This window comes from Mucilaginibacter celer (assembly GCF_003576455.2).
Taxonomy (GTDB): domain Bacteria; phylum Bacteroidota; class Bacteroidia; order Sphingobacteriales; family Sphingobacteriaceae; genus Mucilaginibacter; species Mucilaginibacter celer.
This window is the reverse complement of sequence record NZ_CP032869.1, coordinates 4,245,852-4,258,590: the sequence shown is the minus strand read 5'-3', so window position 1 is coordinate 4,258,590 and position 12,739 is coordinate 4,245,852. Positions and strand designations below refer to the sequence as shown.

The 12,739-nt window shown below is 43.4% G+C and carries 14 protein-coding genes; 7 read left to right on the top strand and 7 right to left on the bottom strand.

The features are described 5' to 3' along the window. Positions 1 to 14: 14 nt before the first annotated feature. The 5 genes from HYN43_RS17180 to HYN43_RS17160 all read left to right on the top strand — a co-directional run bounded on the left by HYN43_RS17180 (position 15) and on the right by HYN43_RS17160 (position 5,026). Entirely contained in the window at positions 15 to 1,385 is a 1,371-nt protein-coding gene (locus HYN43_RS17180; RefSeq protein WP_119410520.1) for a sigma-54-dependent transcriptional regulator, read from the top strand. A gap of 250 nt (positions 1,386 to 1,635) precedes the next feature. Beyond that, positions 1,636 to 2,430: an alpha/beta fold hydrolase gene (locus tag HYN43_RS17175; RefSeq protein WP_119410519.1), complete on the top strand. Its 795-nt coding sequence runs from the start codon at positions 1,636 to 1,638 to the stop codon at positions 2,428 to 2,430. A 29-nt stretch (positions 2,431 to 2,459) separates the two neighbouring features. Further along, positions 2,460 to 3,326, top strand: coding sequence for an alpha/beta fold hydrolase (locus HYN43_RS17170; RefSeq protein ID WP_119410518.1), 867 nt, complete (start codon positions 2,460 to 2,462; stop codon positions 3,324 to 3,326). Between the two features lie 157 nt (positions 3,327 to 3,483). Continuing rightward, positions 3,484 to 4,437, top strand: coding sequence for a hypothetical protein (locus HYN43_RS17165; RefSeq protein WP_119410517.1), 954 nt, complete (start codon positions 3,484 to 3,486; stop codon positions 4,435 to 4,437). Between the two features lie 169 nt (positions 4,438 to 4,606). Further along, on the top strand, positions 4,607 to 5,026 hold the full coding sequence (locus HYN43_RS17160) for an OsmC family protein (RefSeq protein WP_119410516.1): 420 nt from the start codon (positions 4,607 to 4,609) through the stop codon (positions 5,024 to 5,026). A gap of 133 nt (positions 5,027 to 5,159) precedes the next feature. Here HYN43_RS17160 and HYN43_RS17155 read toward each other — a convergent pair whose 3' ends face one another. Next, positions 5,160 to 5,900: a GntR family transcriptional regulator gene (locus HYN43_RS17155; RefSeq protein WP_119410515.1), complete on the bottom strand. Its 741-nt coding sequence runs from the start codon at positions 5,898 to 5,900 to the stop codon at positions 5,160 to 5,162. A 342-nt stretch (positions 5,901 to 6,242) separates the two neighbouring features. On the opposite strand from HYN43_RS17155, the gene HYN43_RS17150 reads away from it, so the two are divergent. Beyond that, positions 6,243 to 8,198 (top strand): sialate O-acetylesterase, encoded by a 1,956-nt coding sequence (locus HYN43_RS17150; protein ID WP_119410514.1) that lies wholly within the window; start codon positions 6,243 to 6,245, stop codon positions 8,196 to 8,198. 143 nt (positions 8,199 to 8,341) lie between these two features. On the opposite strand, the gene HYN43_RS17145 is transcribed toward HYN43_RS17150, so the two are convergent. From HYN43_RS17145 to HYN43_RS17130, 4 genes are all read right to left on the bottom strand, one after another. Beyond that, positions 8,342 to 8,692: a nuclear transport factor 2 family protein gene (locus HYN43_RS17145; RefSeq protein WP_119410513.1), complete on the bottom strand. Its 351-nt coding sequence runs from the start codon at positions 8,690 to 8,692 to the stop codon at positions 8,342 to 8,344. Between the two features lie 150 nt (positions 8,693 to 8,842). Further along, on the bottom strand, positions 8,843 to 9,280 hold the full coding sequence (locus HYN43_RS17140) for a carboxymuconolactone decarboxylase family protein (RefSeq protein ID WP_119410512.1): 438 nt from the start codon (positions 9,278 to 9,280) through the stop codon (positions 8,843 to 8,845). Positions 9,281 to 9,352: 72 nt separating this feature from the next. Then, on the bottom strand, positions 9,353 to 9,925 hold the full coding sequence (locus HYN43_RS17135) for a Crp/Fnr family transcriptional regulator (protein WP_119410511.1): 573 nt from the start codon (positions 9,923 to 9,925) through the stop codon (positions 9,353 to 9,355). A 67-nt stretch (positions 9,926 to 9,992) separates the two neighbouring features. Further along, a complete protein-coding gene (locus tag HYN43_RS17130; RefSeq protein WP_119410510.1) occupies positions 9,993 to 10,466 on the bottom strand; it encodes a hypothetical protein in 474 nt (157 codons plus the stop codon). Positions 10,467 to 10,703: 237 nt separating this feature from the next. Here HYN43_RS17130 and HYN43_RS17125 point away from each other — a divergent pair, with 237 nt between their 5' ends. Next, positions 10,704 to 11,060: a nuclear transport factor 2 family protein gene (locus HYN43_RS17125; RefSeq protein ID WP_162996531.1), complete on the top strand. Its 357-nt coding sequence runs from the start codon at positions 10,704 to 10,706 to the stop codon at positions 11,058 to 11,060. Between the two features lie 19 nt (positions 11,061 to 11,079). Here the strand turns inward: HYN43_RS17125 and HYN43_RS17120 are convergent, their stop codons facing one another. Together HYN43_RS17120 and HYN43_RS17115 are read right to left on the bottom strand one after the other, a co-directional pair. Beyond that, positions 11,080 to 11,883 carry a helix-turn-helix domain-containing protein gene (locus tag HYN43_RS17120; RefSeq protein ID WP_119410508.1) on the bottom strand — a complete coding sequence of 268 codons (804 nt, stop codon included), beginning with the start codon at positions 11,881 to 11,883 and terminating at the stop codon, positions 11,080 to 11,082. 24 nt (positions 11,884 to 11,907) lie between these two features. Beyond that, entirely contained in the window at positions 11,908 to 12,726 is an 819-nt protein-coding gene (locus tag HYN43_RS17115) for an oxidoreductase (RefSeq protein ID WP_119410507.1), read from the bottom strand. Positions 12,727 to 12,739 lie beyond the last annotated feature (13 nt).

Sequence of the window (12,739 nt, the reverse complement as noted above, 5' to 3'; positions counted from 1 at the left end):
CCAGCACGTCATTTATGAATAACAAAATACTCATTGTTGAAGACCAGTTTATAGAAGCTAACAGCCTGCGCATCAGTCTTCAAAAAGCAGGCTACGCTGTTTGCGAAATAGCATCAACTGTAGAAGAAGCCATAAAGATCAAGAATAAAGAAAAGCCCAACCTGGTGCTGCTGGATATCCGGTTACAGGGCAAGCTGAGCGGTATTGACCTGGCCCGCATTTTACGATCAGAAAACATCGCTTTTATATTTATATCTGCCAACTCCAGCAAAGAAATTCTGGATGCGGCAAAAACCACGCGGCCATATGGGTTTATCGTTAAGCCTTTCCGGGATAAAGATGTTTTGGTGGCTATAGAGGTAGCGCTGTACCTCCATCAGCAAAACCAGGAAGTTATATCGAAAGATCAATTTTCAACCAATGAGATTCCCGGCGATGGCTTAACCGGTATTATTGGCGAAAGCCCTGCTATGGCGGCAGTGCTGAATAATATAAAAACAGTAAGTAATTCTTCTATATCAGTACTGATTTTAGGGGAAAGCGGCACCGGCAAAGAATTGGTGGCACGCTGCATTCACCGCATATCCCAACGCCGGGATAAACCTTATATCGTGGTAAACTGTGCCACATTGCCTGCCAACCTTGTTGAATCTGAATTATTTGGTCACGAAAAAGGTGCCTTTACAGGGGCTCAGGAAAAAAGAACGGGAAAATTTGAACAGGCAAACGAGGGTACTGTTTTTTTAGACGAAATAGGAGAATTGCCGCAGGACCTGCAAATTAAACTGCTGCGGGTTTTACAGGAAAAAGAAATTGATGTGATAGGCGGAAAAAAAAAGGCAATAGATGTGCGTATTATTGCTGCCACCAACCGCAACCTGGAAGAGGAAGTTGCTGCCGGCCGCTTCCGATTAGACCTCTTTTACCGGCTTTACGTATTTCCTGTTCATTTGCCGCCCCTGCGCGAGCGTAAAGAGGATCTGTTGTTATTGGCAAACCATTTTTTGCGGATTTATTCTCAAAAGGAAAAAAAGGCAGTGACCAGGCTAAGTGCCGGGGCACTTGATGCCATGCTGAATTATTCATGGCCCGGAAATATACGTGAACTTGAAAACATAATAGCCAGAAGCGTTTTACTGGCGAAGGGGGATACAGTGACCGATCTCCAACTGTTGTCATTTCAACAAAAAAGTGCCCCTGTGTTGTCTGCTGCAGCGCCAAAAACAATGGAAGAAAATGAGCGTGAATACATTATCAGCATAATCAATCAGTGTAACGGGAAACTTCAGGGATTAAACGGGGCCGCCAAAATGATGAACATCAATGTATCCACTTTAAGATCAAGAATGAAAAAACTGGGCATCTCAAAAACAAAATATTCATGAATTTTTGCCTTGAGGCAGGTTTATTTTAATAAATATAGCCGGGCGGATACGCCCTGTGATCTTGCAGTAACATTCAAATTAATTATGGAAAAGGCTGGAAATTTGTTGTGATGATGATGCTATCCTGTAATTAAAAAACTGATCGTCAATTTATTTTGCATACTCTTTTTCGATTTTAACCTGGGTTAAAGTTATTGCGGCGGCATCGCCCGATGTTTGCCATGTCCTAAACAATTAGGCATTAACAAACATGAAAACAGCAATAATAATGATGGCAATGAGTGTATTAGGTTTTACCGCTCAAGCCCAAAAATCAACTAACAAAAATTCTAAAACCGTTGTACTTGTTCACGGAGCCTGGTCTGATGCATCTTCATGGGATGCGGTAACCCCGCTGTTAAAAGCCCAGGGCGAAGAGGTAATTACTATTAACCTTACAGGCCACGGAAAAGATACTACCTCATTTGCCGGTATTACCTTTCAAACTTATGTTAACCAGGTAAAAGCAGCTATCGGTACCCGCACCAACGTAGTTTTGGTAGGGCATAGTTTCGCGGGAATGGTGATCAGCCAGGTTGCTGAAGAAGAGCCCACACAAATTAAAGAACTGATTTTCCTTGCGGCAGCATTACCGCATGACGGCGACAGCCTTTTATCGCTGGCACAACAGGATCCCGGATCTCACATCGGCAAATCGCTTACTATCGACAAAGAGCACGGTGCCGCTATCATCGCCAAAGACGCCGCGGCCGATATCTTCGCCGCCGATGCACCACAGCCGGTTCAGGAATATATTGCAGCCAACCTAAAACCAGAACCACTGGCACCACTGGCCACACCTGTACACCTTACCGAGAAGAACTTTGGCAGCGTTAAAAAAGTATATATCCACACCGCGAATGACCATGCCATCAGCTATCCTGCACAGCAGTATATGGTAAAAAACAACAAAGTGGCTAAAGTATACACACTGCAAAGCAGCCATACTCCATTCATTTCTATGCCCGATAAACTGGCCGCAATTCTGATTGCCGAAAGCAAATAATCAATTCTTCCTATCGTAAAACATAAAAAATGTCGCAAGATTTAAACACGGGTAATACTCCATTTACTCACGAAACAGTCCCTACAGCCTTTATTGATGTTAAAGGCACCAAATTCGCTTACCGCACATTCGGACAGCAGGAGGGCACGCCGGTAGTATTTTTACAACACTTTACAGGCACTTTAGATAACTGGGACCCGGCGGTTACCAATGAGTTTGCTAAAACATACCCTGTTATTTTATTTGATAACAAAGGTGTTGGCAGCAGCGAAGGCGAAACCCCGGCTACCGTAGCCGAAATGGCCAATGATGCCTATGATTTTATCAATGCTTTGGGCCTGAAAGAAGTTTATTTACTTGGTTTTTCGTTGGGTGGCTTCATTGCCCAAAACCTGGCGGAAAGCTATCCTGAACTGGTAAGCAAAGTAATTTTAGCAGGCACCGGCCCGAAGGGTAGCGAGGGCATAACCGAAATTGTGAACGTGGTAACCGCCGGCATGTCTGACGGCCCGGCAAAGGTTTTGCGGAATATATTTTTCACCAAAACAAGCAATGGCGTTGAGGCCGGCGAACAATTCCTTGAGCGTTTGCAGTTAAGAAAAGAGAACCGCGATACCCCTACAGCTTCGGCAACGGTAAATGCACAGGCAACAGCCATTATTACCTACGGCTATGAAAAAGACCCGGAACACCGGCAACTGCGCAATATTAAACAGCCCGTTTTGATTGTAAACGGAACTAACGATTTGATCGTACCTTCTGTCAACTCGTTCACGTTATCACAGCACCTCATCAATTCAAAACTCATTTTGTGGAGTGATTCGGGCCATGGCGCTATATTTCAATACAGCCAGGATTTTGTGAAGGAAGCCAATGCTTTTTTAGCAGCAGAATAAAGCATCTCCTTTAATGGAAATCTACATCGGGCATAAGTGAATTTAAGTAGCTTATGCCTGATGTATTTTGGCTTTTAAAGCTCAATTATTGATGACGAAACTATTCCATCAGTAATTTATGCTCATGAAACTAATTTGATACCACAAAACCAATCACATGAAAAAAACATTCTTACTTTTTTTATTAAGCATCGGCATGCTGCGTGCTGTAGCGCAGAGTCCTTCAGAACAGGAATTTAAGCACGGCCCTGACCTTCAGGGAGATAGCGTCATTTTCCCCTTAACACTTGTTGACGCTTTTCCTTTTGTATCAGTACAGGTAAATGGCGTTAAAGGAAAATTTATGTTTGATACCGGGAATAGGTGCTACATTGAAATTAACGATAACCTGGTGAACTTGCCGCATAAAAGAGCGGTAAGCAAAGGACAGGTTGGAAGCGGACAATCATTTATATCAAACACTAACGACACCATTGCTGAAGTTAAGTTTAAGAACGGCCTTATTTACCGCAACCTTTTAAATATTACCAGCGCTAATCTTGATTTTCTTCAAGATCATATCACACCCGATTGCATTGGGTACATAGGATATGATTTTTTTAAAGGGTATCTTTTTAAACTTGATTATGTAAAAAGAAAGCTCACTTTTTATAAGGTTACGGAGGATAGAAAACGATCAAAGGATTTCCTGAAAGGTGAACAAGTAGTGGCCGTGCTCAACTTTGAAACCAGGAGACTTCCCAATCACCCGATGGTCCACGTAAAGATAGGAGGTGTTGATTTTCTTGGCTCATTCGATACCGGGCAATATGGTTTGATCCAATTGGAAGATCAGGCAGCAAAAATTTTAAAAAAGAAGGGGCTGCTGGTTGACGCCGGAAAAAATGGCTACGATGACGAAACGGTAAATGTTAATGATATTGTTATAAACGTAAGCCTTAAATTAAGTGTTAAAGGCATTGCGCCATACAGCCTTGAACAAACTGCTCCGTTTAGAAAAGGCATGCAGATTACCGAGCCCAACTACATCTGTTTTGCATACCGTTTTTTTGAACAGTATAAAACGGTATGGGATTATGACGACAAGAAAATGTACGTGCTTGAAAAATAAAAGCCGTTAAAATGCCTTCAGTGCCTGAAGGATCAAAAAAAACTCTAATTTATTTTAGAGGTTTTTTTTGATTTTAACCCAGGTTAAAATTATCCCGGTTCTATAATCGGATGTTTGTAGTGTTCTAAACAATTAGGCATTAAACAATAATCTTTTAAAACCAAAAAACATGAAACGTATAGCAAAAGCACATTGGAACGGTACCTTGCAAGAAGGCAAAGGAGAAATCAGCACACAAAGCAATGTGCTTAACGATACCCAATATTCATTTAAAACCCGCTTTGCCGATGGCATCGGTACCAATCCTGAAGAATTGATCGCAGCCGCGCATGCAGGTTGCTTTTCGATGGCCCTTAGCGCAACCCTGGCCCATCACAACATCACCGCCGGCGATATTTTTACTACAGCCACAGTAGATCTGGATATGCAGGCATTAAGCATCACGGGCATACATTTAGATTTGCGGGCCAGCGTAATTGAAGGTGTTGATGAAGCAACATTTACCGAAATTGCCGAAGGGGCAAAGGCGCACTGCATTGTATCCAAAGCTTTGAATGTGCCAATAACATTAACGGTTGTTTACGCTTAATAAGAGCTGTAGCATCGGGTAGCATCAATAAAAAAAACTCACCGGACGATCTCCGGTGAGTTTTTTATTTTGACAATTGCCGCATCTCAAAGGGGCTTTAGTAATTTCGATTCAGAATAGGCATTAACATACATCAGCTGTTTTCAATCCGCCTGCTTTCCACAGCGTAAACAAAACTTTCGGCTTTGTAGTAGCCTACGTTGTATTCCATAGGGCGTTCGCCATGATCATAAACAAACCTTTTGCGAAAAAGCACCGGGCTGCCGCTTTCAATTTCGAGCTTGCCGGCTACAAATTTATCAGCCCTTACTGCGCTTATTTCTTCTTTGGAGAGGTTGGCTATGGTTGAATGCTCTTCTTCAAGCATTTCGTAAAGCGGGCGTTTAAAATCTTCTTCGCCGGTAAGGCCTATCCTTGGGTGAAAATACGAAATAAAGTAAACAAAAGGATCTTCGCTGTTGCCGCGCAGTCTTTCCATTTTCAGGATCTTTTTGTCGGTTCCTATTTCAAAAAAGCTGGCAACATTCTCGTCGGGTAAAACCCAGCTTACATGAAGCTCATAATTTTTAACCGTGATTCCCCTTGCCTTCATTTCCTGCGAAAAGCTAAGCCAGTTCATAGCCTTCGAACTGATTTTGGACGTGGCAACCTTGGTGCCGAACCCTTTTTTGCGGATCAGCAGTTCATCGTAAACCAGTTTATTGATAGCCTGCCGCAGGGTAGTGCGCGAAATAGCCAGTTTTTTGGCCAGTTCAACCTCGTTAGGCAGCAGTTTGCCACCCTGGTAAGCGGGATCTTTTATCAGCTCGCGCAGCAATTGTTCGGCCTGGATATGTAAGGGGATCGGGCTTTTATGATCGATGGATAGTTTCATTTTGTTGAGCGTTGGCAGGGGTAAATATAACGTAATTGTTGCTTATGTATTTACATGAAGCAGGCAATGTTTTAAAAATGAACTAAACATTACATAGTTATGTTTCATACCTTATGTTTAAAACAAACCCATACCAATATTTTGCCGCATTTAATTTTAATTGCTTTGTAATTTAACTGAAATGTGCATACAAGTTTACTATTATATTCGCAAAAGGGTAAGCCGACACAGCGTCGGGTTGTTATTTTTAAATGTCGGCAAAACATTTTTTATATTCTGAGATGTAGCGCTTAACTTAGGCAACCGAAATACCTGAATCTAAAACTTAACCAAACCATATTAATGAACTTAAAAAAACTTTCGTACGCAATAATCTGCGGCTTGTTGCTCAATACCGGTGCTTTTGCCAAAGTGATGCTGCCGGCTCTTTTTAGCGATAATATGATCTTGCAGCAAAAAACCATGGCAGGTGCATGGGGCACTGCGGATGCCGGCAAAACAGTAAGCGTTACTACATCATGGAACAATAAAACTTACACCGCTCAGGCCGATGCTTCTGGTAACTGGAAACTGAAAATGAAAACCCCATCGTATGGTGGGCCCTACACGCTTACCATAACAGATGGTGCCGATCCGGTTGTTTTAAACAATGTGTTGATAGGTGATGTTTGGGTTTGCTCGGGCCAATCAAACATGGAAATGCCTGTGGCCGGCTGGGGGCAGGTAAATAATTATAAAGAGGAGATTGCAAATGCCAACTACCCGCAGATCCGTTTGCTGCAGGTTTCGCAGGCTACAAATTTTATTCCTCAAACCAATATAAAAATAGCTAATAACGGTTGGATGGTATGCTCGCCGCAAAGCATTGGCGAATTCTCGTCGGTAGCCTATTTTTTTGCACGGGAGGTTACCAGGCAAACGGGCGTACCCATAGGGTTAATCAGCTCTAATTGGGGCGGCACCATGATTGAGGCCTGGAGCGATGAAAACTCCCTCAGCATTAACCCCGATTTCAGCACGCAAATAAGAGAACAACAGCAGCGTGCCAAAACCGAAACGCAGCAATCCTTTACCGAAAAGGTGGATGCCTGGAACAAACAAGCTACCGCTGCCGATTGGGGATCTACTAATAACAATGCCTTCAACCCCGATACAACCGGTTGGAAAACCATGACTTTGCCCCTGTTTTTTGAAAAAAGTGCACTTGGCGATTTTGACGGGGTTGTATGGTTTCGCAAAAAGGTAACTATTCCGGCTGCATGGGCCGGGCAGGATGTGAAAATTAGCCTGGGTAAAATAGATGATAACGAGATCACTTATTTTAACGGCGAAAAAATAGGCGCTACTGATGGCTATACCCAATCGCGCAATTACGTTATCCCGGCTGCAAAGGTAAAAGCGGGCGAAGCGGTGATCACGGTACGCGTATTTGACAGCGGCGGCGGTGGCGGCCTTTACGGTATGGACGAGATGCAGCTGGTATCGCCATCGGGAGATAAAATTGCATTGGCCGGTAACTGGGACTATAAGGTTGGTTTTAATATGAAAAGCCTGCCGCCTATGCCTGTTGCCAATAACCCTAATCAACTGGCTGTGTTATACAATGCCATGATCAACCCGCTTACACCAATGGCCATTCGCGGTGCAATATGGTACCAGGGCGAGGCCAATGCAGGCAGGCCCCGCCAGTATAACGCATTGTTTGAGGGCATGATTAAAGGCTGGCGCAACATTTGGGGTGAAGGTGATTTTCCGTTTTATTTTGTACAGTTGGCCAACTGGCAAAAGCGCGAAGCAGAACCTGTGCGATCATACTGGGCTGAACTGCGCGAAGCGCAAACCCAGGCATTAAAACTACCCAATACCGGTATGGCCCTCGCAATTGATTTGGGCGATGCAGATAACATCCACCCTAAAAACAAACAAGACGTTGGCCGCAGACTGGCATTAGTGGCTTTAGATAAAACTTACCACAAAAAACAGCAGTACTCGGGCCCGATGTATAAATCGCAAAAAATTGACGGCGATAAAATTGAGCTAAGTTTCAACCACACAGATGGCGGCCTCAAAGCACAGGGCGGCGATACGCTGCAGGGCTTTGCCATAGCCGGCGAGGATATGAAATTTCATTGGGCAACAGCGGTTATTAAAGGCGATAAAGTAATTGTGAGCAGCCCGGAGGTACCTAAGCCATTTGTTGTACGTTACGCATGGGCCAATAACCCGGTAAGTACCTTGTACAATGGTGCCGGTTTACCGGCATCGCCTTTCCGTACGGATAACTGGGCGGATAGATAGTGGGTTGAGATTAGTGGTTAGAGAATAGAGATTAGATTTTTTTCTGAACCTGAATTAAACGAATTTAAGAATAACAGAATACTTAAGTGAGTTCTAAAAATTCCAATAATTCGTTTAATTCAGTTCTTATAAAAGAATCCTCTTTACAATAACGGCCGCGGATCAAATATCACCCTGATGGAATTGATCTTCCCTTCTGCAACATGGTACCATCCACTGCTGAATATGGTTTTACCGCCTATATCGATATCATAAAATATACAAACATCGTCGCCATCACTAAATACGCGCTTAATGTCATATTTAAGTTTCATGCGTTCCATATCGGTAAAGTAGGCCTCAGCGCCATCGCGCTCGCCAAGTACGCCTATAAATTTCAAATCGTCGGATGCGCATTTGCGGGCCTCTGCAAAATCTTCGTCGTTTAGCGCTTTTATAAACGAAAGCACGATATCATTAGCGCTGCCAATGGGTGCACCTGCTTCTGTTGCCATAGTATATTATTTTAGGTTATGATGATGTTGTATTAACTATCAATAACTATTCCGTAATCAAAACCGGGCATTAATTTATTTTTAAAAAAATAAAGCCGCCCATATTGTATAGGCGGCTTTATAAATCAAAACAACAGAAAAACCAAAGGCTTAATTAAGCGGAGGTTGTAATTCGGTAGCTACCCCAATGCGGTTCCATGCGTTGATGGTAATGATGGCCATAATTACCTGGGCCAGGTATAATTCGTCAAACACTTTGGCTGCCTGTGCATAAGTGGTATCAGATACCCTGCCGGTAATCAGGGTTACTTCTTCAGTTAAGGCCAGTATGGCGCGTTCCTGCTCGTCAAAAAACGGGGCTTCGCGCCAAACGCTGATGTTGTAAATGCGGCGTTCGGTTTCGCCGGCTTTGCGGGCATCGGTGGTATGCATATCTACACAATAGGCACAACCATTAATTTGTGAAGCACGGATTTTGATCAGGTCTTTATGACGGGTGGTTAATTTAGTGCTTTCAATGTATTTTTCTAAGGCGATCATCGCTCTGTATGCTGCCGGTTCGGCAGCGTTCATTTTTAAACGGCTCATGTTTTTATCTTTTTTGTTGATACAAATTTGGGGATAAACACGCCCTCAAAAAATGAACTGAGTTTAAGAAAATCAGATTTTTTTAGCCCGCAACCTGCTTAAAAACTGCGGAGTGAAGCCCAGGTAGGAGGCCAGCATATACTGGGGCACCCGCTGAACAAATGCCGGGAACAGTTCGGTAAAATTACGGTAGCGCTCCTCATCGTTCATATTAAAAATATAGCCTATCCGGCGCTGGGCGGCAATAAAGGCCTTTTGCATCATTACCCTAAAGTATGCTTCCATTTGCGGCACAGCTTCAAATAAGGCAATTCTATTTTTTTCGGTAAGCAGAAGTAGCTCAGATGCTTCGATTGTTTGGATGTACGTGGTAGCGGGGATATGGTTTAACAGGCTGTCCTGATCAGCTATCCACCAGGTTTCCAGCCCAAACTGGATAATCTGTTCGTTCAGTTTATTATTAACAAAGTATTGCCGTACCAGGCCTTTAAGTACAAAATAGTTGCCTGCGCAAAGTTTTCCCGGCTCAAGCAGCAACTCCTTCTTTTTAAATTTTTTCAGCTCGAAATGCCTGCATATCGTGACCTCTTCGGCTTCGGTTAGCTTAACGTATCGTTTGATGTGATGGATAAGTTCGGGATACATGGTCTGGATGAAGTATACGCTAATGTCGCTAATTTTCCCAAACCGGACCGGGTGCCTGGCAGAATCTTTAATTCAGTTCTGCCTTTTCATCATAACCCAAATTCAAATCATCTTCAATTTTTTGCCTGGTAGGCCGAAGATAAATGAAGTACAATATAATTAATCCCGCTATACCAATAAATACCATGTTACCCGTTATCAGGAAACTTACAATGGCAAATAATGACGGTCCCTCCAGCAGCGCAAGCCTGATAATGGTTGCCGATTGATAGCTGATGAGTTTGGCCTTTAGCGGGCTCTGGCTATTAATATTGCTTAACAACTTTTTAAATAATAAGTGACCTGCCGCAAAACAGCTTACGGCAAGGGTGGGTACAATAAATATCAGCATATCGTTACTATGACCGGTAGCCGGCTTTTTAGGAATTAAAAAAGTGACCACCGCGAACAGAATTTGCCCCGCTGTTAAAGCCAGATGTATAATAATAGTTGTTTTTACCAGCGCCGCGGCGCTTTGGTTTGCCGGTTGTTTATTGATCATGTGATAGGTTAGTTTATATGCAGCAATGTAAATAATAATCTGCGGATCCGTATTATATAATTGTTAAACGCAATTTGCATCGATTTTGTTGATTGTGAACGATGTATTGTTTTACTGGTTAAACTGAACAGGCTGGAAATAAATATTTAGTCGGTAATGGCCCCTGATAATGTCACTTTTGCCCCCTGCTGCCACGCCCAAATCGTACTAACTTTATATCAAACAAAAACAAAAACTATGGGAACCAAGGAAATTGTATTACAGGTTGTAGAAGCCTTTGATAACAACGACGTAGAAAAAATACTGAGCTTTTTTGCTGATGACGTGGTGTGGACGATGACCGGCACCAATATTACTGTTATGAATGGCAAGGCCGAAGTTGAACGGTTTTTTGGCGGTATGGAAGAAGTAAAAATGATATCATCAACAAAAGATCATGTGGTGGCAGAGGGAAACACCGCAGCCGTTGATGGCCTGGTAAAATGCCAGGGTAAAGAGGGCAAGGTATTTGAAATGTACTATGCCGATTTTTATGAGCTGACCGATGGTAAGGTAAAAAAGATAAGCTCGTACGTGGTTGATAAAAAGCAATAACTATTAATTGAGTCAAACATCAAATAGTCGACGGTGCCACGCCGAATGCTTTCTTAAATGAGTATGAAAAATGCGAAAGGTTTTCAAATCCCACATCAAGATAAACATCTGATGCTTTACGGCCTTTTTCGCTTATCTGGTAATAAGCTTCGTTAAGGCGTTTTTGCTGCAGCCACCTACCGGGTGGAATGTTGAAAACCTTTTCAAAATCCCGTTTAAAACCGGCCAGGCTGCGGCCGGTGAGGCGGGCAAACTGTGCGGTTGATACATTGTACATGTAATGCTGATTCATGAAAGCCTCCAGGTCAATTTTGTGAGGCTCGCTGAAATCAAACAGCAGGTTTTTCAATTCGGGATTGGCCCGGAGTAGCAGTTCGACAGCTTCACGGGTTTTCAGTTCGGCCAGGGCTGGGTTTAACTGTGCCGAATTATCAAAATAAGGCAGCAGGGAATCAAAATAACCTTTAATGAAAGGATCGCCGGTAAGCTCTATCATGGGCTCGCCCGCGTAACGGGGCATTGAAGATAGCTTGTTTTCGGCCGCATACCGCCGTAAAAAATCCTGTTCTAAAAATATATTGATAGATTTGAAATCGCCGCCCGCGCCCGGTACTTTTACCGATTTTACAAGCTGGTTACGGCGGATCAGGCCAATCATACCTTCCTTAAATATTTGTGCACCATTACAGCTAAAGGAGTGCACTTCGCCTGCTATGATATATCCAAAAACATGCTCATGAACAAATTGCTCATTGCCCCGCTGTTTATCGGCAACGCAGGAGTACAGCAGGTTGCTGAACATGATGTGGTTTTTATCTTCCATTGGGTTTGCAAAGATAACTTAACTTCACTTCAACTGGCTGCTCATCATCTTATCAAAAGCATTATCCGGAAGCAGCCAACGCATAAAAAGCGCTAAACCTGCCATGTGACCGGCATGGTAACGGGTTTTAGGTTTTTTTGCGGCGATGGCTTTCCGTACCAGTTTAACAATCTCTGTCGGTCCCGGAAGTTTTGCGTCAATACTTTGGGTAAACGCCTTTACAAATTTATTAGCCATAGGCGCATAAGGTCCCTTGCCCGACACTTTCAGCAGGTTATCAACCGCTATGCCGCCCCATTCTGATTGGATACCTCCCGGCTCAATCACCACCACATTTATCCCGAATTGTTTTACTTCGTTTCGCAGCGCATCGCTCATGGCTTCTAATGCAAATTTGCTTGCATGATACCAGCCTCCAAGCGGCATTGCAAATTTGCCGCCGATACTGGATATATTGATGATAGTACCCGAACGCTGTTTGCGCATATGCGGCAAAACCAGTTGCGTAAGCCTTGCCACGCCAAACAAATTTACTTCCAGTTGATAGCGGGCATCACTGAGTGGCGTATCCTCAATAGCTCCCATTAAGCCAAAACCGGCATTATTGATTAACACATCAATGCGGCCTTCGGCTTTGATGATGGTATCAATACCCTGTGCCATCGCAGCTTCATCAGTTACATCCATCGCCAATACTTTAACTCCCTGTTTGGCAATAGTATCCATCTTATCAACCCGGCGGGCTGCCCCGTAAACCGTGTGTCCGTCCTTTAGTAATTCCTCCGCAAAGGCTTTGCCTATCCCGGCCGATGCGCCGGTTATTAATATTACTTTCTTATCCATTATTTTAAACTTT

What these genes read in the sequence shown, in the direction of transcription:
- HYN43_RS17135 (WP_119410511.1), bottom strand. Translation starts at nt 9,925, where the DNA reads ATGTATCCCGAACTTATCCATCACATCAAACGATACGTTAAGCTAACC.
- HYN43_RS17180 (WP_119410520.1), top strand. Translation starts at nt 15, where the DNA reads ATGAATAACAAAATACTCATTGTTGAAGACCAGTTTATAGAAGCTAAC.
- HYN43_RS17155 (WP_119410515.1), bottom strand. Translation starts at nt 5,900, where the DNA reads ATGAAACTATCCATCGATCATAAAAGCCCGATCCCCTTACATATCCAG.
- HYN43_RS17170 (WP_119410518.1), top strand. Translation starts at nt 2,460, where the DNA reads ATGTCGCAAGATTTAAACACGGGTAATACTCCATTTACTCACGAAACA.
- HYN43_RS17130 (WP_119410510.1), bottom strand. Translation starts at nt 10,466, where the DNA reads ATGATCAATAAACAACCGGCAAACCAAAGCGCCGCGGCGCTGGTAAAA.
- HYN43_RS17165 (WP_119410517.1), top strand. Translation starts at nt 3,484, where the DNA reads ATGAAAAAAACATTCTTACTTTTTTTATTAAGCATCGGCATGCTGCGT.
- HYN43_RS17120 (WP_119410508.1), bottom strand. Translation starts at nt 11,883, where the DNA reads ATGGAAGATAAAAACCACATCATGTTCAGCAACCTGCTGTACTCCTGC.
- HYN43_RS17145 (WP_119410513.1), bottom strand. Translation starts at nt 8,692, where the DNA reads ATGGCAACAGAAGCAGGTGCACCCATTGGCAGCGCTAATGATATCGTG.
- HYN43_RS17115 (WP_119410507.1), bottom strand. Translation starts at nt 12,726, where the DNA reads ATGGATAAGAAAGTAATATTAATAACCGGCGCATCGGCCGGGATAGGC.
- HYN43_RS17160 (WP_119410516.1), top strand. Translation starts at nt 4,607, where the DNA reads ATGAAACGTATAGCAAAAGCACATTGGAACGGTACCTTGCAAGAAGGC.
- HYN43_RS17125 (WP_162996531.1), top strand. Translation starts at nt 10,704, where the DNA reads ATGGGAACCAAGGAAATTGTATTACAGGTTGTAGAAGCCTTTGATAAC.
- HYN43_RS17175 (WP_119410519.1), top strand. Translation starts at nt 1,636, where the DNA reads ATGAAAACAGCAATAATAATGATGGCAATGAGTGTATTAGGTTTTACC.
- HYN43_RS17150 (WP_119410514.1), top strand. Translation starts at nt 6,243, where the DNA reads ATGAACTTAAAAAAACTTTCGTACGCAATAATCTGCGGCTTGTTGCTC.
- HYN43_RS17140 (WP_119410512.1), bottom strand. Translation starts at nt 9,280, where the DNA reads ATGAGCCGTTTAAAAATGAACGCTGCCGAACCGGCAGCATACAGAGCG.